The sequence below is a fragment of the Armatimonas sp. genome, from assembly GCF_043760365.1.
Taxonomy (GTDB): domain Bacteria; phylum Armatimonadota; class Armatimonadia; order Armatimonadales; family Armatimonadaceae; genus Armatimonas.
This window is the reverse complement of record NZ_JAYUPA010000526.1, coordinates 1-1,598: the sequence shown is the minus strand read 5'-3', so window position 1 is coordinate 1,598 and position 1,598 is coordinate 1. Positions and strand designations below refer to the sequence as shown.

The following is a 1,598-nucleotide window of genomic DNA, read 5'->3' as shown; positions in this document are numbered from 1 at the left end:
GGCGGTTATTTAGGCGAGGACATAGACTCCCTCTACGACTTCATCAACAGCGGCGATCCCGCGCGACGAGAAGCGGGCGACAGGCTCTACCGTGACGGTGAGTTCGCCAAGGGGCAAGACCGGCGCACAGGCGACTACAATGCGTTCTGGGCCGAGCATGATCTGCTCCCGTTCACCAAAAACATCAAGTGTGCGGTGCTCATGGCGCACGCCTTCAACGACTGGAACGTGGTGCCGGAGCACAGCGTTCGAATCAGCGAGGCGCTCAAGGGCCGAGTTCCGCTTGTGCAGTACTTCCACCAAGGCGGGCATGGTGGCGATCCTCCACTAGAACTGATGAACAAGTGGTTCACACGCTTTCTCTACGGTGTGGAAAACGGCGTCGAGAAAGGCCCCAAAGCCTACATCGTGCGAGAGCAGGAGCCCGGAGCAGGGCGCAGACCAGAGCCGACGGCCTACGCGAACTATCCCAACCCAGATGCCACACCCGTTACCCTCTTTATCTCTCCTGGCGGCAAGACGGTAGGAAGCCTTTCGCTCAAGAAGGCGGGCAATCAAGGTAAGGAGGAGCTCACCGACGATGTTTCCCTCGATGCCACAAAACTTGTGCAGGCAGCGGACTCTCCCAACCGACTGATCTATTCCACGCCAGAGCTCGCCGAGCCGCTTCACCTCTCCGGCACGGCGCGCGTGACTATTCGGTTGGCGTCAAGCGCCGCTGCTGCAAACCTCTCCGTCTATCTCGTTCAGCTCCCCTGGGTTGATGGCCGCATAGGGACGACAAACCTCATCACGCGCGGTTGGGCCGATCCTCAAAATGCGAAGTCACTCACTAAGGGCGGCGACTTCCACGCGATGGATCGCGGCACGCCCCTGAAGCCCGGCGAGTTTGTGACCCTCACCTTCGACCTCCAGCCCGACGACCAGATTATTCCTGTCGGTAAGCGCATTGGCCTGATGATCCTTTCAAGTGATCGCGAATTCACCCTCTGGCCCAAGGCTGGCACGAAGCTGACAGTTGATCTTGATGCCACTCGGATCAGCCTCCCTGTCGTGGGGGGGGCAGCCGCATTTAAGCGTGCGGTTGGAGATCGTTAGCGAATCACAATGATAGATCTGTACTCGGATACCAAAACTAAGCCGACGGCGGCGATGCGGGCGGCGATGGCGGCGGCGGAGGTTGGGGACGATCACTTTGGGGAAGACCCGACGGTGCAGGCGCTCCAGGACTTTCTAGCGGAGAAGCTCGGCAAAGAAGCGGCACTGTTTTTGCCCTCGGCGACCATGGCTAATCAGATTGCGCTGAAGATCCACACGCAGCCGGGCGATTCGGTGATCTGCCACGAACAGTGTCATATTCGCTTGTTCGAGGGCGGGACTCCCGCAGTGCTCTCTGGCGTCATGCTGGACGTGGTGACGGGGGCGCGGGGAGTCTTCACAGGAGATCAAGTGCGGACGGCAGTTCGGCCTAGCGGCCCCTACTTTCCGCCCACTCGCCTGGTGTGCGTGGAGAACACGCATAACTTTTGTGGTGGCACGGTCTGGACAACGGCTGAGCTAGACGATGTGGTGGTTTCCGTGCGCGAGGCCAGGCTCAA

2 protein-coding genes are annotated in these 1,598 nt (G+C 60.0%); both read left to right on the top strand.

Annotated elements, in window-relative coordinates:
• A partial coding sequence (locus ACH2EH_RS12275) for a CocE/NonD family hydrolase C-terminal non-catalytic domain-containing protein (protein ID WP_395142054.1) occupies positions 1–1,098 on the top strand: 1,098 nt, incomplete at its 5' end.
• A 9-nt stretch (positions 1,099–1,107) separates the two neighbouring features.
• A partial coding sequence (locus tag ACH2EH_RS12270; RefSeq protein WP_395142052.1) for a threonine aldolase family protein occupies positions 1,108–1,598 on the top strand: 491 nt, incomplete at its 3' end.